Origin of the sequence: Streptomyces phaeoluteigriseus (assembly GCF_001896135.2) — a bacterium.
Classification (GTDB): domain Bacteria; phylum Actinomycetota; class Actinomycetes; order Streptomycetales; family Streptomycetaceae; genus Streptomyces; species Streptomyces phaeoluteigriseus.
The window spans coordinates 12767-32234 of sequence record NZ_MPOH02000014.1 but is presented as its reverse complement, the minus strand read 5'-3'; the positions used below and the strand labels follow the sequence as shown (position 1 = coordinate 32234).

The 19468-nt window shown below is 72.1% G+C and carries 16 protein-coding genes and 1 pseudogene; 7 read left to right on the top strand and 10 right to left on the bottom strand.

The features are described 5' to 3' along the window. Nucleotides 1-236 precede the first annotated feature (236 nt). Nucleotides 237-1508, bottom strand: coding sequence for an IS701 family transposase (locus tag BM536_RS17540; protein ID WP_158086533.1), 1272 nt, complete (start codon nucleotides 1506-1508; stop codon nucleotides 237-239). A gap of 396 nt (nucleotides 1509-1904) precedes the next feature. Between BM536_RS17540 and BM536_RS17535 the strand changes: the two genes are divergently transcribed. Beyond that, a complete protein-coding gene (locus BM536_RS17535; protein WP_079274943.1) occupies nucleotides 1905-2615 on the top strand; it encodes an LmbU family transcriptional regulator in 711 nt (236 codons plus the stop codon). A 114-nt stretch (nucleotides 2616-2729) separates the two neighbouring features. Here BM536_RS17535 and BM536_RS17530 read toward each other — a convergent pair whose 3' ends face one another. Together BM536_RS17530 and BM536_RS17525 are read right to left on the bottom strand one after the other, a co-directional pair. Next, nucleotides 2730-3386: an FMN-binding negative transcriptional regulator gene (locus BM536_RS17530; protein WP_073492145.1), complete on the bottom strand. Its 657-nt coding sequence runs from the start codon at nucleotides 3384-3386 to the stop codon at nucleotides 2730-2732. A 358-nt stretch (nucleotides 3387-3744) separates the two neighbouring features. Beyond that, complete coding sequence (locus BM536_RS17525; RefSeq protein WP_073492146.1) at nucleotides 3745-4920, bottom strand: serine hydrolase domain-containing protein; 1176 nt, start codon at nucleotides 4918-4920, stop codon at nucleotides 3745-3747. A gap of 276 nt (nucleotides 4921-5196) precedes the next feature. Between BM536_RS17525 and BM536_RS17520 the strand changes: the two genes are divergently transcribed. Then, nucleotides 5197-6714, top strand: coding sequence for an FAD-dependent monooxygenase (locus tag BM536_RS17520; RefSeq protein ID WP_245873589.1), 1518 nt, complete (start codon nucleotides 5197-5199; stop codon nucleotides 6712-6714). A gap of 570 nt (nucleotides 6715-7284) precedes the next feature. On the opposite strand, the gene BM536_RS17515 is transcribed toward BM536_RS17520, so the two are convergent. Both BM536_RS17515 and BM536_RS17510 read right to left on the bottom strand, forming a co-directional pair. Beyond that, a complete protein-coding gene (locus BM536_RS17515) occupies nucleotides 7285-7593 on the bottom strand; it encodes a hypothetical protein (RefSeq protein WP_073492147.1) in 309 nt (102 codons plus the stop codon). A 19-nt stretch (nucleotides 7594-7612) separates the two neighbouring features. Beyond that, entirely contained in the window at nucleotides 7613-8275 is a 663-nt protein-coding gene (locus BM536_RS17510) for a phosphoribosyltransferase (protein WP_094103167.1), read from the bottom strand. Nucleotides 8276-8668: 393 nt separating this feature from the next. Between BM536_RS17510 and BM536_RS17505 the strand changes: the two genes are divergently transcribed. From BM536_RS17505 to BM536_RS17495, 3 genes are all read left to right on the top strand, one after another. Continuing rightward, a complete protein-coding gene (locus BM536_RS17505) occupies nucleotides 8669-9820 on the top strand; it encodes a baeRF2 domain-containing protein (protein ID WP_094103166.1) in 1152 nt (383 codons plus the stop codon). A gap of 114 nt (nucleotides 9821-9934) precedes the next feature. Beyond that, on the top strand, nucleotides 9935-10633 hold the full coding sequence (locus BM536_RS17500) for a dienelactone hydrolase family protein (RefSeq protein WP_094103165.1): 699 nt from the start codon (nucleotides 9935-9937) through the stop codon (nucleotides 10631-10633). 37 nt (nucleotides 10634-10670) lie between these two features. Continuing rightward, entirely contained in the window at nucleotides 10671-10997 is a 327-nt protein-coding gene (locus tag BM536_RS17495) for a DUF6343 family protein (protein ID WP_211362902.1), read from the top strand. A gap of 62 nt (nucleotides 10998-11059) precedes the next feature. On the opposite strand, the gene BM536_RS17490 is transcribed toward BM536_RS17495, so the two are convergent. The 4 genes and pseudogenes from BM536_RS17490 to BM536_RS17475 all read right to left on the bottom strand — a co-directional run bounded on the left by BM536_RS17490 (nucleotide 11060) and on the right by BM536_RS17475 (nucleotide 16366). Then, the gene (locus BM536_RS17490) at nucleotides 11060-11527 is read right to left on the bottom strand and encodes a YbhB/YbcL family Raf kinase inhibitor-like protein (RefSeq protein ID WP_073492149.1); all 468 of its coding nucleotides are present in this window, start codon (nucleotides 11525-11527) and stop codon (nucleotides 11060-11062) included. Nucleotides 11528-11672: 145 nt separating this feature from the next. Continuing rightward, complete coding sequence (locus BM536_RS45210) at nucleotides 11673-12230, bottom strand: Orn/Lys/Arg family decarboxylase (RefSeq protein ID WP_483883507.1); 558 nt, start codon at nucleotides 12228-12230, stop codon at nucleotides 11673-11675. A 493-nt stretch (nucleotides 12231-12723) separates the two neighbouring features. Continuing rightward, the gene (locus BM536_RS17480) at nucleotides 12724-14286 is read right to left on the bottom strand and encodes a mucoidy inhibitor MuiA family protein (protein ID WP_094103164.1); all 1563 of its coding nucleotides are present in this window, start codon (nucleotides 14284-14286) and stop codon (nucleotides 12724-12726) included. A gap of 8 nt (nucleotides 14287-14294) precedes the next feature. Next, nucleotides 14295-16366, bottom strand: a pseudogene (locus BM536_RS17475) (DUF4139 domain-containing protein). 126 nt (nucleotides 16367-16492) lie between these two features. Here BM536_RS17475 and BM536_RS40805 point away from each other — a divergent pair. Beyond that, nucleotides 16493-16639: a hypothetical protein gene (locus BM536_RS40805; protein WP_158086532.1), complete on the top strand. Its 147-nt coding sequence runs from the start codon at nucleotides 16493-16495 to the stop codon at nucleotides 16637-16639. A gap of 285 nt (nucleotides 16640-16924) precedes the next feature. Here the strand turns inward: BM536_RS40805 and BM536_RS17470 are convergent, their stop codons facing one another. Next, on the bottom strand, nucleotides 16925-17872 hold the full coding sequence (locus tag BM536_RS17470; RefSeq protein WP_073492150.1) for a methionyl-tRNA formyltransferase: 948 nt from the start codon (nucleotides 17870-17872) through the stop codon (nucleotides 16925-16927). Between the two features lie 243 nt (nucleotides 17873-18115). Here BM536_RS17470 and BM536_RS17465 point away from each other — a divergent pair, with 243 nt between their 5' ends. Next, nucleotides 18116-19459: a lysine N(6)-hydroxylase/L-ornithine N(5)-oxygenase family protein gene (locus tag BM536_RS17465; RefSeq protein ID WP_073492151.1), complete on the top strand. Its 1344-nt coding sequence runs from the start codon at nucleotides 18116-18118 to the stop codon at nucleotides 19457-19459. The last annotated feature ends 9 nt before the right edge of the window (nucleotides 19460-19468 follow it).

Below are 19468 nucleotides of genomic sequence, written 5' to 3'. Positions count from 1 at the left end.
AATACGGGCGCCCGGCCCGGCTGTCCCGTTGACGGGACAGCCGCACCCGGTTGAGCCGCCGCCCGCAAGAGGTGCTTCCCGCATCACGTCGGCATCGCCGGGGAGAGTACGTTCAGGCGTGACCGGAATCGGAAATCGAATCGGAATCCGAAAGCGCGGAGCGAGTGCGGTGAATCCCCGCCGACCGGATTCCGGTCGGCGTCGGGGCGATCGGCCGGACTCACCGGCGGATCGCCCTACCGCTCGTATGCGGGAGGCCAGTGCCGAAGTTCACCGGAAGGTCTCCTCACAGCCGCAGCCGCAGCCGCAGCCACGGTCCCGCCGGCCTCGTCCGCCCGGCGCGCCGGCTGGAGGGGAGCGGCGAGGTGCCGGTAGGCGTACGCGGCGGAGACGAGGGCCACGTGGTGGTACCAGCCGGGGAAGGAACGGCCCTCGAAGTCACCGAGGCCGAAGTCACGCTTCATGGTGTCGATGGAGGCGGCGGCATCCGATCTCAGGGTGGCCAACGACATGATGTCGTCGAGGGGCCGGTCGGTGACGTTGGTGATCCACACGGGTCCGGGGCGACTGTCCGGAGTCACTTCGGTGAGGAGACGGAAGGGGCCGTCGGGAGGGCCGGCCTTTCGGTCACCGGGCAGACGGACCAGGGCGGACCGGACCTGCGTGTGGCGCTGCCGCTCGTCCGCCGCGGTGACCAGGACGGTGTCGGCGGCGCGGGCGGAGGACACGCACTCCGCCGCGGCGACGAGTCCGCGGGTGCGCGGAGCGCTCTCTTCGTCGGGGTGCACCCTCAGATACGGGGGCAGTGCGACGACCAACTCGCGCCCCCGCCGGTTGAGCCCGCGCACGAAGGAAGCCGCCTCGGGGGTGTCGCTCATGTCGGTCACGAGGGGGACGGACGGCTGAGTCGTGCGGCTCGTCAGGGCGTCCACGAGATCGAGCATCTGCTCCCCGAGCGGCTGGTACCGCACGGCGTCCGGAATGCGTGCGCGCCGGCGTGGCTGCGCCTCCTGCGTCCATGACGCGGGCAGGTGCAGCCGCCAGTCGACGGGCACCTGCACCGAGCCGAAGGAGAGCAACGCGCCGACCGCCAGCTGGCAGTTGAGGGTGCGACGCGTGACCGGGTCGAAGTAGCGGTGCACACCCACCGATCGCTCGCCGGACTTGAGTACGACGACGCGGTGGATCGTGCAGGCGGAGGCGGGCGTGCACGTCTTCTCGGCCCAGCGGGTGAGCTTGCGCATGACCGAATCCCAGCACCAGGGACTGGCGGACACGAACTGGCGGAGCGACTGGGCGGCGGTGGGGGAGGTGGAAACGTGCTGCGCCAGGCGGCGTACGGACTTGTTCCCCGGCGTGATGAGCAGACCGGACAGATAGGCCTGCGCCCACCTTCGTTGGTCGACCCGTCGGATACCGCCGAAGACCTCGTCGGAAAAGTCCGCCAACGTTGTCCTGCCGGTGGCGACGGGCAATGCCTCACCCGCGGCTACGCCGGGACTGGTCATGTGGCAATTCCCCCTAACTCCGATCGGCGCGACAGCAGCAGAGCCGAGCACGGATCCTGGTGCGGCACAACCGGCGAGCGTACATTGGCTGAATTGCATCGCGTTGAGCCGGGAGCCGGTCGGGAACTCCTGACTTCTGTCGATGATCCTCGAAGTCGGTCGAATTCTAGCCACGTTTCCCTCGTCCCACCCAGGCCGGAACATGAGCTTCCCCTTCCGGATGGGCACCCGGGCGTATCGGTGCTGTATGGACTTCGACAAGTATGAACTGGCGGGGCGCCGTGTACTTGCTGTGGACTTTTCGTTGAGGTCTACTCGGACGGGCCGTCAGGGAAATGCATCGGCAGCTGCGAACCAGTGGAAGTGAAGCCGAGTTGAATGGGGGACGGATTGCTCATGTCGAAATCCGGCACAGCACATTCTGCGCTATTCCGAAGGAGAGCGGAAACGGCTCCGCCGGAGGCCGGCGGTGTCGAAGGAGACCGACAGCGGAGTCATGTCCCCACGACGCGTGTCGGTCTGGAGTTACCCGCCGGCCTGACCTTCGAGAACTGGGAGTCGGCCGGGCGCGAACTCTCCGGAATCGTCAACTCCTCGTCCTGGTGGCTCGGCGACTGGCTGGTGTACGGAAAGGACCACTACGGCGACCGGTATGAGCGCGGAGTTCGTGCCGCCGGTCTCCGGTACCAGACCTTGCGGAACTACGCGTGGGTGTCCCGCCGGTTCGACATGAAGCGGCGACGCCCCGCACTGAGCTTCCAGCACCATGCCGAAATCGCTTCCCTGCCGGCCGAGGAGCAGGAGCAATGGCTCGACCAGGCCGAGCGGCAGGGGTGGAGCACCAAGCAGTTGCGTACGGCCATGCGTCTCGCACGCGGGGCCGAAGTGCCGGAAGCGCAGCGGACGGCCGAGGCGACGCGACGGCTCGCCGTGCCGGACAGCCGGCTCCAGTGGTGGCACAAGGCGGCGGCACGGTCCGGGGTGGAGCTGGAGCAGTGGGTCCTCGACACCCTGGACAGCGCGGCCGAACAGATTCTGGAGAAGCTCCAGGAACAGGCGGGAAGCGGCATTGCAGGGGCGGGCCAACAGCGCTGCCTCACGGGCTGACCAGGAAGAGCGGGTCGCGGGCCCGACTCCGTCCGGAGCCGGGCCCCGCCGGGATGCCGTCCGGGTGGCCGACGGCCTCGCACCTCCTGACCGGTGAGGTTCGCGTCCCGTCGTTCAGGGCCCCGTCTGCGGCAGTCGGCCCATGAGTTCGGCGGTCTCGCGATGCCGACCGCACTCGCTGCCGCTGAACGACTTCTGCACTCGCTCGCGGACCTCGGCGGGCTGTTCCTGGCTCAGTTTGAACATCCCCTCGGCGCCGGTCACCGAAATCCGGAACGCGCCGACGGCAGGAACTATCCTGCGGAAGTATTCGATCGATTCCGACTGGTCCCAGTCGGCCCCGAAACGGTCCTCGAAGGACCGTGCGGTGGCCCGCACGACCTCGAGTGTTTCCTCGAGTGAATCGATCTTCTCCACCACGCCGCGCACATGCACGGAGGTGAAGTTCCACGTCGGAGCGGCCGGCGTCACCTCGTAGACCGACGGTGAGACGTACGCGTGCGGCCCCGTGAAGGCCAGGAGAACGACGTCCCCCGTCTGGAGCGCCCGCCAGTGGGGATTGGCCCTGTTCATGTGCCCGAACAGGGTGGCACCCGCCAGGTCGTCCGGCCATTCGCCGGTCGTCCGGTGATCCGGAATCACGGGAAGGTGCGTGGCGAACGGGCCGAGATCGGCGCTTCCGTTGATGACCGCCAGCGCCAACGGATTGCCGCGGATCAGGTCGGCCATCCATGAACCGTCCGGTTCACGGTAGTGACTGGGAACGAACACCCGGAAATCACACCCCTCAGTGGTCAGTGGTCAGTGGACAGAGCGCGGGGCCAAGTCGTCGAAGGCTAGCCGCACATCACATGTAATGCCAAAGCGCCGACGCATTCCGCATTGCTGTCCTGTCGGCGGGACATCCCGTTGTGGTGAGGTGCCCCTCGGGGGAAGTCCTGCAAACCCGGTCGACGGAATTGTTCGACTCCTGTCGGCTGTTGGGCCGGCGGGTGTGGCGGTGCTGATCCGCTGGATTTCGAAATGCGTGCCAGGCGTTATGGGGAGACGGAGCGCCGAGGCCCGCACGGGGGGTGCGGGCCGGCGTCCTGGTGTCGAGGCGGGGGCGTCTTCGATGCCTGCCCCAGCGTCAGAGGGAAGGCGTGTCGCAGTACTCGGCGTTCAGGATGGGAAGGACGGTCTCCGCTCCCCAGCTGCTGTTGTAGTTGAACGTGATCTGGTGGCGGCCGTCCTCGGTGGTGGCGGCCAAGGTGAGCCACCCCAGCATGCCGCCGTCGTGGTACCAGAAGGTGGTGCCGCAGCTCGTCGTGAACCGTTCGATGCCGAGCCCGTAGGCCGAGCCCGGGAAATCGGGGTTGTCGACGGTCGTCGTCATCGCCTTCAGCTGCCGTGGTGGCAGCAACTTCCCTCGCAGCAGGGCCCGGTAGAACCGGTTCAGATCATCCGCGCTGGAGATCATGTCGCCGTCGCCCCAGCCCTGCGACCCGTTCATCTCGGTGACATCGTCGATCCGGTCCGGTGCCGACGGGAACAGTCTGGCGTAGCCGCGGCCGCTCGGCCGAGGGAGGTGGACGCTGGTGCCGGGGTGGGACGTCGCCTTGAGCCCCAGGGGCTCGATGATGCGGTCGCGCACCTCGTCCTCGTACGACTTGCCACCGATCCTCTCGATGATCAGCGCGGCCAGGATGTCGTTGGTGTGGGAGAACCAGTGCCTGGCACCGGGCTCGAACAGCGGCTCGTGGGAGAGGGCCACCGTCAGGCGCTTCTCGGGCGTCAGGGTGTCGTACCGGTGCTGGAGGTAGCCGTCGCCCGCCATGTACGTCTCGATGTACACCGCGTCGGCGAGGTAGTCGTACAGGCCGGTGGTGTGGTTGAGGAGCTGCCGTACAGTCATCCGGTTGCCGTCGTTGCCGTTGCCTCTCACCAGGCCGGGCAGATGTCTGTCCACGGTGTCGTCGAGACTGAGTCGCTTCTCCGCCTCCATCTGGAGCAGGACGGTCGCCACGAACGTGTTGGTGATGCTGCCGACGCGGAACCGGTCGTTCTTGCCTCGCGGCGCCCCCGTCTCCAGGTTGCCCACGCCCGATGCGGACTTCCAGACTCCGTCGCCGTCCCGGACCTGGGCGGTGATGCCGGGGACACCGGCCCGCACGGCCGCGTCCATCGCGCGCTGGGTCGCCCGGTGGTCGGCTGCCGCGGGAGTGTTGTCCCGCGACGCCTGGGCGGGAGCCGTGAAGGCGGTGGCCGCCATCGCGACCGTCGCCAGACCGACCAGGCCGGTTCTCGCACTCTTCCGTGTCGTCATTCCGCGCTCCTGGGAGTCGTCCGAACTCGGCTGCGTGCCGCACTGGTGGGTCCGGCGGCGGCAGCGTAGATCACTCGTGTCGCCGGCAGGGGGAGCCTGCGTCTCGCGGACTGTCCCGCCGGCGGGACGGGCGGGTGCGACAGCGGCCCCGTCGTCCCGGCACCGGTGTCGTCTTGACCGGCTGATCCACTTCCGTGAACGTGGAAGTGGGCCGCGACGCGATGCGACGCAGTGACGCAACGGCGTTCGACGCGCAGGGGAGCGGGGGAATCCGACGTGGGAGACACCGGCATGGACACGGACGTGGTGATCGCGGGCGCCGGGCCGACGGGCCTGATGCTCGCCTGCGAACTGCGGCTGGCGGGCGCCGACGTGATGGTGGTCGAACGGCTCGCGGAGCGGACGGGGGAGTCGCGAGCCGGCGGGATGCACTCGCGCACCCTGGAGGTACTGGACCAGCGCGGGGTCCTGGACCGCTTCCTGGCGGTCGGCGAACCGCAGCCGGTGGGCCACTTCTCCGGGCTCTGGCTGGACTTCGACGAGTCCGAGTCCAGGCACCCCTACCCGCTGATGATCCTGCAGTCCGCCATCGAGCGGCTGCTGGAGGAGTGGGCCGCCGAGCTGGGCGTGCGGGTGCGCTGGTCGTCCGGGGTGAGCGGGATCCGTCAGGACGAGGCCGGTGTGGAGGTCGAGTTGGGTACGGCGGACGCGGCGCCCGCCCAGCTGCGCGCCCGCTACCTCGTGGGCTGCGACGGCGGGCGCAGCACGGTGCGCAAACTGTCGGGCATCGACTTCCCCGGCACGCCGGCGACGATGACCGCCCTGATCGGCGACGTCGAACTGCCCGACCTGCCCGAGGAGTACGTCTGGGCACGACGCTGTCAGGGCGGCGACTTCTCGGCGATCGCCTTCGAAGCGGGCTGGCACCGGGTGATCACATCCGAGTACGACCGTGTCGCGGACCGCGACGAGCCCGCGACGTTCGAGCAGCTCCGGGAGTCCCTGGTGAGGCTCGCCGGCACCGACTTCGGCATGCGCAACCCCCGGTGGATCTCCCGGTTCGGCGATGCCGCACGGCAGGCAGCCCAGTACCGGGACGGCCGGGTGCTGCTCGCGGGCGACGCGGCGCACATCCACTTCCCGGCCGGCGGGCAGGGCCTGAACCTGGGAGTGCAGGACGCGGTCAACCTCGGCTGGAAGCTCGCCTCGGTGGTGCGCGGCCGGGCGCCGGAGAGCTTGCTGGACACCTACCACGCCGAGCGCCACCCCGTCGGGGAGCGCGTCCTGCACAACACCCGGGCTCAGGCGGCCCTGGCCCGCCCCGGTGTCCAGATGGACGCGCTGCGCGACGTGGTCGGCTCCCTCATCGTCTTCGACGACGTCAACCGGTACCTGCGCGGCATGCTCACCGCACTGGACATCAGGTACCCGGTCGGCTGCGACCACCCACTGGCGGGCCGCCGGGTCCCGGACGCCGACCTCAAGACGCCGGACGGCACCACCGGCGTCCACGAACTGCTGCACACCGCCCGCCCCGTACTGCTCGACCTGCGCGGCAGCACCGAGGTGGCGACGGCCGTCGAGGGCTGGACCGACCGCGTCGACCTGGTCGAGGCTCGGAGCGAGGACGACCACTGGCCCGTCCCGGCCGGCGGTGACATCCCCGCTCCCGCCGCGCTCCTCATTCGCCCCGACGGCCACGTCGCCTGGGCGGCCGCCGCGGGTGGCGCGCCCGACACCGCCACCCTCCGGACCGCCCTGACCACCTGGTTCGGCCCGGCCTCGCAGGGGTGAGACGCCGGCCGTGCGCGTCGCATCGCCGACGACCGCCGTGGTCACCTACCTCAGCGTCTCCCGGCCGGGCCGGGGAGGCAGTGGGTGGTCCCGGCCTGCCCGGCGTCGGCGCACCGGACGCGCAGCGCGGACAGGCCGGTCCGGTCGGCGGTGATGTCAACGTGGCGGTGTTGCCGTAGCCGTGCCTCGCCGCCGATGCCGGTGATCGCCGTGCCGGCGGTGGCCGAGGGAGCAGGGCGGCGCGGCCGTGCCTGCCGGCTTGGCCTCGTCCGCCTCGTCCGCCTCGTCGGCCTCGTCGGCCTCGTCGGCCTCGTCGGCCTCGTCCGCCTTGTACGTACGCGTCTTGTGCGTGCCCTCGGGTGAGGGTGACGGTCAGGTGGTCGACGAGGGCGGTGGACGAACTTCCCGTCACCGTCACCGTGTTGAGGTCGCCCGAGAGCGAAACAGCCGCGGCTGTTGCCCTTGGCCAGGCGCGGGACGTCGTGCCGGTTGACGGAGCGGCGGGCGCCCGTGCCGTCGAGGGTGTCGACCTGGCGGTGGCCTCACACGCTCCCGAGCCACCATTCGGCGTCACATCCGCGGCTTCACCTCGAACCGGGGGCCCATGTCCGGCGAGTCGGAGCCGGCCAGTTCGGTGGCGAGGCCGTGGACCGTCACCAGGTCGTGCAGCAGTTCGGAGGTCTCCTCGGGAGGCAGGCCCGAGGCGCTCGCCACCTCCTCCAGGTGCGCGGCCCCGCCCCGGTGTTCCCGCTGCAGGCGGGTCAACACCTGGAAGACCAGCTCATGGGCCTCGGTGAACGGCCCACGGCCCATGAAGGACCGGGCCTGGTCCGGCCGGCGTCGCTGCGCCTCGCCGTCGTCCGTCTTTCCGCGCTCCATCGACCCGGGCTCCTTTCGCTCAGCCCCTGCCCGCGGCGGCGCTGTGTCCGTGCAGGGTGCGGACGACCTCCTCGTCGCCGACCTGGTCGAAATCGGCGTACCACAGGCCGACCGCCCGGAAATCCGGTGGCTGGTGGAGGCAGATGACGTCGTCGGCCTCCGAGCGCATCTCGGCCGCCGACTCGGGCGCGCCGACCGGGACGGCGAGGATCAGCCGCGCGGGCCCCCGCCGGCGCAGGTGGCGCAGAGCCGCACGCGCCGTGGCGCCGGTCGCGAGCCCGTCGTCGACGACGATGACGGTCCTGCCCTCGATGCGCGGGGCGGACCGGTCTCCGCGGTACAGCCGTTCCCGGCGGCGCAGTTCGGTGCGTTCGCGGGCCACGTCCGCGCCGAGCTGGTCCTCGCTCAGGCCCAGCATCTCCACCGCGCGCAGGTCGAACAGGGGCGGATCATCACCGACGATCGCGCCGATGCCGGTCTCCGGATGCCCGGGGACACAGATCTTCCGGGCCACGAGGACGTCGAGCGGCGCCCCGAGAGCCCGGGCGACCTCGGCGGCCACCGGGACGCCTCCGCGGGGGAGGGCCAGGACGAGGGGATCGACGAGAGCACCGCCGGCCGACCACTCCCGCAGCCGGGCGGCGAGTCGCTGTCCGGCCTGTCGACGGTCCTGGAATCGCATGACCTGCTACCTGCCTTCCGCGGATCCGGTCCGTTCGGGTCCGTCCCTCTGCCCCTACGACTGCGTCACCTCCGCGGCCGAGGGAGCAGGGGAGCCGGCCCCGACGCTGCCGCGGCCTCACCGGGCCGGAGCCGATGCGCACCCTCGATACCCGGGGTACCGGCGGGCGGCAACTGGCCTGCCGCGCACCGCTCCGCGTGCGCACGGGCGTGCGCGTGCTCGTCATCTCTCCTGTTCCGGGGTTTCCTCCCGGTCGGCGCCCAAACGGCGACGATCCGTACGTCGCTCGGGGTACCCGTGTCTGTGCGGCACGTCGCGGGCCGGCGTGCCCGTACGGGACGTCGCGGGACCTCACCGCGACGGCCACCACGGACCTCGCCCAGGAGCAGCGCGATGAAGCTCTCCTTTCTCGATCCCCTCTTCCTCGAACCCGGCCCCTGGGCCAGCGTCTATGTCGACACCTCCCGGGACACCGACGATCCCGACGCGGCGATCGACCGTCGCCGGCGGCATCAGACCGATGCCCTGCTCCACCAGGGAGCAGACCCCGCCACCGTCACCGCCCTGGCCGGGGCCGTGGGGACGGACCGCGCTCTGCCCGGCCGCCACGGGCAGGCACTCTTCGCCGCGCACGGACACCTGGTCCTCGTGGCGGAGCTGCCCGAGCCGCCCACGCGGGACACGGCCCGGCTCGACGGCCTGCCCGACGTGGAGCCCCTCGCCGTACAGCGCACCCCCGACATCCCGTACCTGGCCGTCGCCCTCACCCGCTCGGGCGAGCGGCCCTGGGCCGCGGCGGGTGCGGAAGGTGCGGCGGACCAGAACGACGTCCCCGGCGACCATGTGCTGGCCGTCTCGGTGGCCGGGCGATGGCCCACCGGGAGGGTCACGCCCCACGAACGGCTGAGTCACCAGGTGCCGGCCGAGGCATGGCAGCGCACCGCCCCGCGGATCGCCCGGGAGCTGGGCGACCTCGCCGAGCAGCACCGCGCCGAGTCGATCGTGCTGTGCCGGCACCCGGGCGACGTCCGGATGTCGGGCGTACTGGTCAACCGCTTCCCCGCCCATCTGCGCAGCCGGGTGACAGTGGTGGACGACGACTCCCTCACCACCCCCGAGGCCGTCGGCGCGGCCTTCCTCGAGGAGCACGTGGGCCGGGTGCTGGAAGGGTGTCTGAGCGCGGCGGACGAGCGGCAACTGGAGGACTTCCTGGCCCAGCGTGCCCGGCACCCCCACAGGTCGGAAGGGCTGGCGGCGGCCGTCTCCGCCCTGCGACGGGGACGGGCCGGCGCCCTGCTGCTCACCCGCCGGGCCCGGCTGCCCGCGCGCGTGTGGCTCGGCTCGGAGCCGTCGCAGATCGCCCTGTCCGCCTCGGACCTGGAGGCGTTCGGCGTGACCTCGCCGCGGGAGGAACCGGCCGACGCGGCCCTGCTGTACGCCGCCCACGGCACCGGGGCCGAACTGGTCGTGCCGCCACCCGACCGCGTCCCCTCGGCCGACGGCGTCGGCGTCCTGCTCCGCTACCGGTACGCCCCCGACCGGTGACCGAGCCGAGCCGCACGCGTGAGGGGATTCCCGCCGACAGGGTGGGTACGCGGTGGGGGACATCCGGGTCGTAGCGATCCGCACGATCGGCCGACGGGGAAGAGGCTGATACCGATGATCTCCGACATGGTTCTGGTGCCCACCGCTGACGTCACGCTCTCCGGTGACCTGGTCGTGACGGCACCGGTGCGGGGCGTGGTGCTCTTCGCGCACGGCAGCGGCAGTTCCCGGCACAGTCCGCGCAACCGGATGGTGGCCGCCGAACTGCGCACCGCCGGGATGGGCACGCTGCTGATGGATCTGCTCGGCGAACGGGAGGAGCGGCACGACGCGTTGACCGCCGAGCACCGGTTCGACATCGCGCTCCTGGGCCGACGGCTCGTGGCCACGGTCGACTGGCTGGACACCCAGCCCGACACCCGCGGCCTCCCCGTCGTGCTGTTCGGTGCCAGTACGGGCGCCGCCGCTGCGCTGGTGGCCGCGGCCGAGCGACCGGACCGCGTACTGACCGTGGTGTCCCGCGGCGGGCGGCCCGATCTCGCGGGCGACGCCCTGGAGCAGGTGACGGTCCCGGTACTGCTCCTCGTCGGCGGGCGGGACCACAACGTGCTGGCGCTGAACCAGGAAGCGGCCCGGCGGCTGCGCTGCCCGCACGCCCTGCACGTCGTACCGGAGGCCACGCACCTGTTCGAAGAACCCGGCGCCCTGGAACACGTCGCCGAGACGGCCAGGCGCTGGTGCGACGACCGACTGCGCGACGCGCGGGAGTCCCGCACGGCCGTGCGGACGGAACCCGCGCGGGAGGAGACGTGACCGGTCCGGCGAGACCCGAGCAATGCGGAGACACGTCATGGGCGCTTCGAACCCTGGACGCCACGGCGAGCAACGGGCGCGACGCGCACGCTCGGGCCGCCGCTTCCCGAGGACCGGCACCGAACCGGCCACCGCACGGAGCCCGCTCGGACTGCGGCTGATCCTCTCGGGCGTCTTCGTGCCGGTCTTCGTCGTGTCGGCGGTCCTCTTCGCGGTGTGGGCCGTCGACTCGGGCCCGGGGGACAGCCCGGGACGCGGCCCGCTGATCGTCCTCGCCGTCGTGTGCGGGGTACTGGCGTGCCTGGCGGCGGCCGATCTCCTCGTCGTCGTGCGCCGACTCAGGCGTGAGCGGGGCTCATGGTGACGGACGGGTCGAGGCGCCCACGGCAAGGGGACATGTCACCTGCCGTGGGCGCCGCTCGTCGCTCAGCGCCGGCGGAGGGCCGTGATGGTGCCGCTCGCGAGTTGCTTGTCGTCGACGGCCTGGTGGGCCTGGTCGGCGCTGGGTGCTTCGGGCAGGACGCACGGCTCGCCGAGCGCGTAGAGGCGTAAGAAGTACCGGTGCCCCTCGTCGCCGAGCTGCGGTGGATGTGGTCCACCGCGGCCCCGTTCGCCGTGGCCGTTGACGAGTTCGGTGCCGGCGGGCGGGCTCTTGCCCGCTTCCCCCGCCGCCTCCGTGCCCTCGCTCCGGGGATCGATGCCGACCACCACCCGGTGCGCGAACGTGCCCGACGGCGCGTCGGGGTCTTCGCACGACAGCACGAGCCCGGTCGCCTCGTCCGGGATGCCGCTCCATGCCGGCGGAGGCGATTCGCCGTCTCCTTCGTAGGCGTACCCGCGTGCGGGAACGGCGTGGTCGTTGAACGCACCGCTGAGGAGTTCGATGCCGGCCATGGGACCGGAGTACCCACGCGGGCCCCCGCGTACCGGTCGGACTCCGCGGTGTGGGCCGCAGGGGTGCGGACCGCCGGGGGTAAGCCGACGACGGGCCGCGCCGCAGGGGTGCGGACCGCCGCGGTGACGCCGACGAGGGGCCGGATCACGTCCAGAGCGGCGGCACCCCGGCCCGGTCCTCGATGGCCTGGGCGGCGTCGAGCACGAGGTCCTCCTCGAAGCGGCCGCCGATCAACCGGGCGCTGAACGGGAGGCCCTCGTCGATGTGCACCGGCACGGTGACCGCGGCGAAACCGAGCACGGGCACCGCGGTCATCGGCCACATGGCGGGGAACAGCCGCAGCGCGCGGTCCGGGTACGTGATGTCGGCGTCCTGCTCGAAGGCGGGTTCGGCGCACACGGGGGTGAGCAGGAGTCGGTTTCCGCCCAGGAGTTTGGTCACGCCGTGAGTCTCGCTGCCGAATCCGGGGAAACGGCGGTCGAAGGACTCCAGGGCGGACAGGTACCGCAGCAGCGGGCCGTCGGATGCGCCGATGCTCTCGCCGGGCATGAGCACGGGGATGCCCGGAGGGGTCACGGTGACCATGTCGGCGGCCACCTGACCGGGCGCGTCGAACAGCCGCACCCGGTGCGTGCCCGCCCCGGACCAGTCTCCGAGCAGGCCGGGCACGGCGACGGCCTCACCGCCGTGGACCACCCGCACGACGGAACCGCGCGGCCTGCCGCGAATCCGGGACCGTGCAACGGTGTTGCAACGTAACGTCCGGCAGAGTGATCGGTGTCCGGCCCGCGGTCACGCCCGCACCGGAGCGACCGGCCCCGTACCGACGGCGGTACGGGGCCGACGCTTCCGGCGCACGCCAGGATCAGCCCGCTCCGCGGGCGTCGGCCCCTCTCGTCGGATGCGCCGCGTCGCGGTCCCGGTCAGGGCCCCGGGTGACCGTTGCGCAGCCCGGTGGTGCGGCGGCGTCGGCCGGGGTGGGGTGGGGGCGAGGCCGGTGAAGAGGAAGGCGAGAGCGTGTCGAACCGGTCCGCGACGAGCTGTTCGGTGACCGGCCGGGGAAGGCCATGAGGTCGCCGGTGGCGAGGGAACGCCGGTCGGGAGACTCCGTGGCGTGCGACGGGGCGGAGCCGGGAGTGGTTCGTCTCCCGTCCGTCCGCAACTCACCTGTTTCGCGGTGGGCGGCGCCCACACCTCACAGGCCGGCCACCTTCGCGCTCGCCGACACCTCGTAGACCAGGGTGACCGTGCGGCGGCCACCGGGAGGCAGGACGACGTTCCAGCGGGCGATGCCCTCCGCGTCGAGCGTGTCGGGCACGGGGGAGCAGGCTTCCTCGCGCAGCCGTACCTCCACCGCCGAGACCTCGGAGACCGGGATGCGTTCCTGTACGGCAACCGTTTGTCCGGCCTGTTCCGCGGGGGCGGAGAAACGGGAGAGGTGCAGCCGGACCGTGTGGGTGGTCACGGTCCGCTGGGTCAGGCCGGGGGAGGCGTGGGACTCCTCCGCGTGCCGGACCACCCGGTAGTCGTCGCAGCTGCCGAAGGCCAGCTCGACCGGGGCGCCCGGGGCGGTGAAGTCCAGCGTGCCGCGGCCGGTGAATCCGCTGCCGCGGACCAGGTCCACGGGCCCGGCGAGCAGGGCGTGGCCGGACCGGTTGTCGAACCGTGCCACCCGGGTGACCAGGGGGGACAGCTCGGGTGCGCAGGCGTACTCGCTGTTCGCGCCCGTGGTGAAGGCGGAGAGCGGCACGCGGTGGGCGCGGCCGTCGGCGGGCACCGAGACCGGCGCCGGGGCGTTGAGCACCCGTGTCTCGCCGCCGTCGTCGACCCCGGGCAGGCCCAGCACGGGGGCCGGCCCGAGGTCCCCGATCTCCTGCTCGCGCAGCTCGACCTCGACCGTGCGGCGCTCCTCCGCGGTGCGGTCCTTCAGCGTCAGCCGGTCCTCGCGCAGCCGCGGCGGTTCGGCGGCCAGCGCGGACCGGGCCGTCGACAGCGTCAGCCGTACGTCCGACCAGTCCTCGCCGGTGCGCTGCCACACCATCGCGTCGGTCTCCAGCGTCAGGGAGTCGCCGTCGAGGACGGCACGGTAGGCGGGCCGCCACAGCGCGCAGGGAGTGAGGTGGGTCAGACGCAGCCCCACCGGACCGGCGACGGCGGCCTCCACCGTCAGCTCGATGTGTCCTACCAGCTCGGCGGGTTCCGTCTCCGCGAGGTTCATGGCCCGCTGCGCCTCCCCGAGTTCGACGGCGAGGGCGGTCAGCCGTGCCTCGGCGGCGCGGAGTTGCTCGCCGCAGGTGTCGCGCTCGGCGTCCACCCGGTCGAGTTCGCGAGTCCAGCGGTGCCCTTCGGTCTCCCCGTAGCCGGCGCCTTCGCCGATCTCCCGCAGCAGGTCGGCGGCGAGCCGGCCGAGCAGGTCGAGACGGGACCGCAGCCGGTCGCGTCGCCGCTCGACGGTGAGGCGTTCCTCTTCGAGGGCGTGCACGCGGTGGCGGAGAGCGGAGTCGTCGTCGGGGGACGGCAGCGGGCCGCGCGGCGTCCACTCGCGGACGATCCGCGCGTCGAGCACGGTCGCGGGGTGACCGGTGGTCAGCTCGGCGTGGAGCGTGCGGTCGACGGCCAGCGCGCTGACCGGACCCAGCCGCAGCCGCTGGACGCCGGGTTGCAGGTCGAGCACGGCGGACCGTTCGACGTGGGCGCGGTCCTCCAGGCAGGTGACGGCGGTGACGGGGAGGGCGATCGGCTTCGGGGCGGTGGGCATGGGGTGTGTCAGCTCCTGCGGTTGCCGCCGACCAGGGCCTTGCCGGCCGGGATGCGGATCTCGTAGCCGCCGTCGAGGGCGGCGGTGCCACCGGCGGGCAGGGCGCCCGCCAGACGCGGGTGCCCGGGGCGTGGTGCTCCGACCCGGCGCCGTCCTCGGGTGCCGTCCAGTCCGCCCGCTCCTCGATCCGGACGTCCGGCTCGGAGGAGACCGGCACCAGCTCGCGGACCTCGACGGTGACGGGCCTCGCGAGCTGGTTGGCCAGCTCCACGTGCACGCGGTGGTCGAGCACGGTGACGTTGTTGCGCAGGCCGGACGTCGACTCGCGCAGGTTCGTACGCCGGGAGACCCGGATGCCCTCGGCCGGTCCCAGTCCCACCCGGCGCACACCGCCGGGCGCGAGGGTCGGCAGTGACGCGGTCAGTAGGAAGTCGTCGTCGACGGTGACCTCCACCGGGCCGGCCAAAAGGGCCTGGTCGGTGGCGTTGGAGAGCACCAGCGTGGCGTACACGGTCGGTTCCACGGACGGCACGCACAGGTACTCGGTGCGCAGTCCGACCGGGATCTCCGCGACGGTGACGGTGTGCCAGGTGCCGTCCGACGGGATGTCGGCGCGGGCGGCGGCGTCGAAGCGGTGGTCGAAGGAACCCGCCGACTCGCGGGGCCGCACGGCGTGACCGGGCAGCGGCAGCGAGGCCACCGACTCGGCGCGGCGCCGGTACTCGGCCGCCACCGGGTCGAAGGAGGACTCGGGGAACAGCCGGCCCCGGCGCGCTCCCTGCTCGTCGGGGCCGCACAGCACCAGGGCGCTGTAGTCGAGTTCGGCGCCGCTGGGCTGCGGCGGCCCGACCGCCGGTGCGGGCGGCGGCGGGGAAGCGGGTCGGCCCGGAGCCGCGGGTGCCTTGGCGGCGAACGCCGCCCTGCCGGCACGGGTCGCGCCGCCGGGGCGGGACCTGGTCCGCAGAGCGTGGTCGGGCAGCGCGCCGCCGGGCATCGGAGCGGAGGCGGCGGGCGCCGGAGGGGCGGTGGGGGCGCTGCCGGGCCCGGCTGTCATGGCGGGTGGGCCGCCGTAGGACGGGGGGAGCGGCGGCGGAGCCGTGTCGGCGAAGCCGGCCCCCGCGGCCATGTGATCGGTGGCCGCTGCGGGACGGGGACCCGGCGCGTCGTACCCGGCGAACAGGTCGGCGAGCCCCGCCGGGGGCTCGCGCCAGCCGGACGGGACGGGGGCGGGCTGGCGGCGTCCGATGCGGATCGAGCGGAGCCTCGGCAGGTCGGTGCGGCGCCGCAGATCGGCGGTGGACAGGGCGACGCGTACGCCCGTCCAGTCCTCGCCGGTGCGCTGGGCGACCGAGGCGCGCAGCACCAGGTGGCCGCTGTCGTCGCCCTGACGGTGGGTGAGCCGGTAGGCCGGCACCCACACGGCGCCCGGCACCCCGTACTCCAGTTCCAGTTCCGTGTCCTCGTCCGCGTCGCCGGTGGCGCCGACGAGGGTGAGGACGGCGGAGACCGTCGTCTCGACGTGCGCCGAGGGCACGTCGGTGGAGGCGCGGTCGAGTCGGTCGGTGGCGACGGTGAGTTCGTGCTCGACGAGGAGCAGCGCCTCGTCGAGTTCGGCGAGGCGGGCGTGCAGGCCCGTCAGCCGCTGTTCGACGAAGTCGGCGAGTTCCAGCCACGCGTCGACGGGGGTGCGGCGGTGCGGGTCGTCGCGCCTGCGGGGCGGCGGCACCGGGTGCAGTGCCGTGACCTCCTCGATCAGTTTGACCTGCCGGTCCCGGCGCCCCTGTGCCGCCGCGTACTCGTCGTGCAGCCGCTCCACCTCGCGCCGCAGCGCGTCGGGGACGCCGGCCTCCAGCGGCTCGGCGTCGACCTCCACCCGGGCCTCGACGACACGCACTTGCGGGGCACCGAGGACGCGGGCCCGCAGTGAGCCGGGGTCCAGCGAGCGGGGAAGTCCCGTCACCCGCACCCGGCCGTCCGGGGGCACGCTGCCCCGGGCCAGGCGGCGACAGAGCGCGCCCTGCGCGTACACCACGACCGAATCGAGGGCCGAACCCCAGCTCCGTGCCTTCTCCACCCGCATGAACGCCCCCACCGTGTCTGTGCCGAGCACAGCTTACGTCGCCGTCGCCGTTCCGTCGGGTGATCGAACCGACCCGACGAGAGCTGACCGGCGGGCGGGCGCGGCGGTCTGCGGGAGTCGGCGGCCGTGGCAGTGCCGCAGTTCGTCCTCGCGGTGCGCGGCACCACCGTGCCGCTCGCCCACGGCCGGGCGAAGGTGCGGTTGCCCGCGGTGGGCGCCCTGATGCTCCGCCGGGCTGCGGACTCGACGGCCACAGCGGTCCCCGGACCGTGACCGGGAGCACCGAGGAGGCCGTCGGGCCGGTGGACGGTGGACGGTGGGCGGTGGGCGGTGGACGGTGGGCGGTGGACGGTGGTCGAGGGGCGGTCGGCGTCATGACGACTCGCTCGACGTTGTCGGCGTTCGCCTGGTCGGGCCCGTCGGCCCCGGTCGTGACGCTTCGGCGACCACGAGGGACGATCGAGCTGTTCCGGTCCGACGTCCGACGTCCGACGGACCGACGGACCGACAGACCGACGACCGATGAACCGACGGGCGCGCGGGGCCCGCCGGGGCGCGTCAGGGGCGGCTCGTCAGATAGCCGCCCATGGAGGTGAAGTACTCCGTGGCCCCCAACTCCCGCCCGTCCTCGGTCCGTACGCGGGTGATGGCCAGGCCGTGGTTGCGGCCGGTGCGCGCTTCGGCACCGGCGACGATCACCACGCCGTCGCCCTCGCGGTAGAAGATGCGGCCGGGGGTACCGCCGTAGCGGGCCTTGGAGACGACCGCCGCGAGGATCTCCAGGCGCTTGCCCTTGTGGAAGGTGAAGGCGCTGGGGTACGGCTCGGACTGGGCGCGGACCAGGCGCTCCAGGTCCGCGGCCGGCCAGTTCCAGTCGATGCGGATGTCCTCGGTGGAGCGCTTGTGGAAGAAGCTCGCCCGTGACCGGTCCTGCTTGGTGAACTCGGTCCGTCCGGAGGCGATGAGGTCGAGCGCGCCGATGGTGACCGGGGCGATGAGGTCGACCGTCTTGTGGAAGAGGTCGGTCGTGGTGTCCGTCGGTCCGACCGGGACCGCTTCCTGCCGGACGATGTCGCCGGCGTCCAGCTCGTCGTTCATCATGTGGGCGGTGACGCCTACTTCGGGCTCGCCGTTGATCAGGGCCCAGATCAGTGGCGAGAAGCCGGCGTACTTCGGCAGCAGCGAGTCGTGGACGTTGAGCGTGCCGTGCCGAGGCAGGTCGAAGATGCGAGGGGGGATCCAGGTGCGCCAGTTGTTGGCCACGATGATGTCCGGGTCGGCCTCCTTCAGCCGCTCGAACAGCTCGTCGTCGTCAGGGCGGTTGCGGATCAGTACGGGGACGCCGTGCTCCTCGGCCAGATCGGCGACGGAGTCGCTCCAGATCTTCTCGTAGGCGTGATCGCTCCTGGGGTGCGTCACGACCAGAGCCACGTCGTGTTCGGAGTCCAGGAGGGCTTGCAGGGTGCGGTGCCCCCAGGTCTGGTAACCGAACATGACGACCCGCATGGGGGTTCCTCCTCGAGACGGGGGTGGACCGGGAGCAGTAAAGCAAGGCTTACCTTAGTTTTCAACGGGTGTACAGGGCGCACGAGTTGGCGAACTCCCCGCTCCCGGGCGCGGGTTCCGTCCTATCGACAGTCACACAGGATTAGCTTAGGCTCACCTAAGTTCAGCGGGCCGCTCCGTCGGCGTGCCCGCCCCGCGTTTCCCCACGCCGTACAGGCGGCTGCCCCGCACGATGGGAGAGACATGTCACGGGTTCTTCCTGTTGACGCATCACCGATCCGGGACCTGATCGGTATCGGCTTCGGACCGTCCAATGTCGCCATGGCGATCGCACTCGGCGAGCACAACGCACGCGTCGGCCGGCAGGAGGCCGTCACCGCCCACTTCTTCGAGCAGCAGCCGAACTTCGGCTGGCACCGCGGCATGCTGATCGACGACGCGACCATGCAGGTGTCCTTCCTCAAGGACCTGGTGACACTGCGGAACCCGACCAGTGAGTTCAGCTTCCTCTGCTATCTCAAGAGCAAGGGACGGCTCGTCGACTTCATCAACCACAAGAGCCTCTTCCCGCTGCGCGTGGAGTTCCACGACTACTTCGAGTGGGCCGCGGCCAGGGTCGAGAACATGGTCTCCTACGGCCACGAGGTCGTCGGCGTCGCGCCCGCCGTCCGCGACGGAGCCGTGGACCACCTGGAGGTGACGGTCCGCACCGGGGAGGGGCTCGAGGTCCACCGGGCCCGCAACCTCGTGATCGGCACCGGTCTGCGTCCCCTCATGCCGGAGGGCGTGGAACGCGGCGACCGCGTCTGGCACAACTCCGAACTGCTCGCCAGGGTCGACGGGCTGGAAGGTACGTCGCCCTCGCGGTTCGTCGTCGTGGGGGCCGGCCAGAGCGCCGCCGAGAACGTCGCCTACCTGCACCGCAGGTTCCCCGGGGCCGAGATCTGCGCGGTGTTCTCCCGCTACGGCTACAGCCCCGCCGACGACAGCAGTTTCGCCAACCGGATCTTCGACCCCGAGGCGGTCGACGACTACTTCGCCGCCCCCGAGAACGTCAAACGCCGGCTGATGGACTACCACGGCAACACCAACTACTCCGTGGTGGACATCGACCTCATCGACGACCTCTATCGGCAGACGTACCAGGAGAAGGTCCTCGGCACCGAACGGCTGCGCTTCCTCAACGTGTCCCGGCTCGACGACGTCAAGGAGACCCCGCACGGGGTCCGTGCCACGGTGCGGTCCCTCGTCACCGGCGAGGAGACGCTCCTCGACGCGGACGTCGTGGTCCTCGCCACCGGGTACAGCCCCGCCGACCCCCTCGGCCTGCTCGGCGAGGTCGCGGACCGCTGCCTCCGGGACGAGGAGGGCCGGGTCCGCGTCGAGCGCGACTACCGCATCACGACCGACCCCGACCTGAACTGCGGCATCTACCTCCAGGGCGGTACGGAGCACACCCACGGCATCACCTCCGCGCTGTTGTCCAACACCGCCATCAGGGTCGGCGAGATCCTGGACTCCCTCCTCGACCGGAGCGTCGAGTCGTCCTCCCACGGGGCCCGGAAGGTCACCGACACCGCCCGCTAGTCCGCCCCG

What these genes read in the sequence shown, in the direction of transcription:
- BM536_RS17540 (WP_158086533.1), bottom strand. Translation starts at nt 1,508, where the DNA reads ATGACCAGTCCCGGCGTAGCCGCGGGTGAGGCATTGCCCGTCGCCACC.
- BM536_RS17535 (WP_079274943.1), top strand. Translation starts at nt 1,905, where the DNA reads ATGTCGAAATCCGGCACAGCACATTCTGCGCTATTCCGAAGGAGAGCG.
- BM536_RS17525 (WP_073492146.1), bottom strand. Translation starts at nt 4,920, where the DNA reads ATGACGACACGGAAGAGTGCGAGAACCGGCCTGGTCGGTCTGGCGACG.
- BM536_RS17515 (WP_073492147.1), bottom strand. Translation starts at nt 7,593, where the DNA reads ATGGAGCGCGGAAAGACGGACGACGGCGAGGCGCAGCGACGCCGGCCG.
- BM536_RS17510 (WP_094103167.1), bottom strand. Translation starts at nt 8,275, where the DNA reads ATGCGATTCCAGGACCGTCGACAGGCCGGACAGCGACTCGCCGCCCGG.
- BM536_RS17505 (WP_094103166.1), top strand. Translation starts at nt 8,669, where the DNA reads ATGAAGCTCTCCTTTCTCGATCCCCTCTTCCTCGAACCCGGCCCCTGG.
- BM536_RS17500 (WP_094103165.1), top strand. Translation starts at nt 9,935, where the DNA reads ATGATCTCCGACATGGTTCTGGTGCCCACCGCTGACGTCACGCTCTCC.
- BM536_RS17495 (WP_211362902.1), top strand. Translation starts at nt 10,671, where the DNA reads ATGGGCGCTTCGAACCCTGGACGCCACGGCGAGCAACGGGCGCGACGC.
- BM536_RS17490 (WP_073492149.1), bottom strand. Translation starts at nt 11,527, where the DNA reads ATGGCCGGCATCGAACTCCTCAGCGGTGCGTTCAACGACCACGCCGTT.
- BM536_RS17480 (WP_094103164.1), bottom strand. Translation starts at nt 14,286, where the DNA reads ATGCCCACCGCCCCGAAGCCGATCGCCCTCCCCGTCACCGCCGTCACC.
- BM536_RS17470 (WP_073492150.1), bottom strand. Translation starts at nt 17,872, where the DNA reads ATGCGGGTCGTCATGTTCGGTTACCAGACCTGGGGGCACCGCACCCTG.
- BM536_RS17465 (WP_073492151.1), top strand. Translation starts at nt 18,116, where the DNA reads ATGTCACGGGTTCTTCCTGTTGACGCATCACCGATCCGGGACCTGATC.